At 27.6% G+C, this 1,334-nt stretch carries 1 protein-coding gene; it reads left to right on the plus strand.

Translation table 11 applies throughout. The features are described from left to right. The first annotated feature begins 87 nt into the window (after window positions 1–87). Window positions 88–1,269, plus strand: a complete 1,182-nt coding sequence (locus IQC44_RS11375; protein ID WP_198306474.1) for an IS3 family transposase — start codon at window positions 88–90, stop codon at window positions 1,267–1,269. Window positions 1,270–1,334: the final 65 nt, after the last annotated feature.

Consider the following 1,334-nt stretch of genomic DNA (forward strand, 5'->3'; position numbering starts at 1 on the left):
TTATAATACCCCAAGAAAATTGAACAAATATTTTTAAATTTATATTCTCTTAGAGTAAAATTAGAAGATATAATCAAAGGGTAAAATATGAGTAGAAAAATGACACAATATAGTGCAGAATTTAAAACTAAAATAGTATTGGAAGTTTTAAAAGGTGAAAAGACTATTAATGAAATAGCGAGTGAATATAATATTATTCCAAAAAATATTCAGAACTGGAAAAATATATTTTTAGCAAATGCTGTTGTAGCTATGGAGCCAGCAAAGGCAGTTAAAGAGTATAAGGAAGAGATAGATAAGCTTAAAGCTAAAAATGATGAGTATGCCAAAATAGTTGGTAAATTAACAGTGGAGAATAATTGGATGTCGGGAAAGTTAAAGAGCTTGGACTCTAAAAGAAGACAATCAATTGTTGAGTTCAAGCTAAGAGATATTTCTATAACAAGACAAAGTGAGTTATTAGGTATTGCAAGAAGTGGTTTGTATTATAATCCAAAAATCAATGAATATGAAATAATAATCAAAAATCAGATTCAAGCTATTTATAATGAGATACCTATATATGGACATTTAAAGGTGCATAAACAACTATTAGAAGATGGTTTTACAGTATCAGCAAATACTGTACACAAATATCGAAAAGATTTAGGATTAAAAGCTGTATTGGCTGTTCGTGCACCATATACAACTAAAGGGAATAAAGAGCATCCAATATACTCATACAAATTAAAAGGCTTAAAGATTACAAGAGCAAACCAAGTTTGGTCTACAGATATTAGTTATATTCGTATCAAGGGAGGATTTGTTTATATGGCTGCAGTTATAGATTGGTATAGTAAAGCAGTATTATCATGGAGAATATCAAACACTATGGATACAGATTTAGTTATGAGTGTTTTAAATGAAGCATTGTCACTTTATCCTAAGCCTGAAATATTTAATACAGATCAAGGTAGCCAATATACAAGCTATATCCATACAGATAAACTAAAAGCACATGGTATAACTATTTCTATGAATGGTACTGGTAGAAGTGTTGATAATATTTGTATAGAGAGATTTTGGAGAAGTGCAAAAGTTGAGAAAATTTATCTGAATGAGTATGATAGAGTATCAATTCTAAAAGATGATGTAAAAGATTATATAAATTTTTATAATCATAAAAGATTTCATGAAAGTTTAGAGTATAAAAAACCAATGGAAGTATATTTTAATAGTATGAAAATAAATGATAATAATTATAGTTTAAAAAGTGAAAATGTAGCATAAAGTAACTGGTGTTTAAAGGAATAAAGATTTAGAAAAAATTGTCTTGACATTTTGGGGTATTATAA

It is taken from the genome of Arcobacter vandammei, from assembly GCF_016106035.1.
Classification (GTDB): Bacteria; Campylobacterota; Campylobacteria; order Campylobacterales; family Arcobacteraceae; genus Aliarcobacter; species Aliarcobacter vandammei.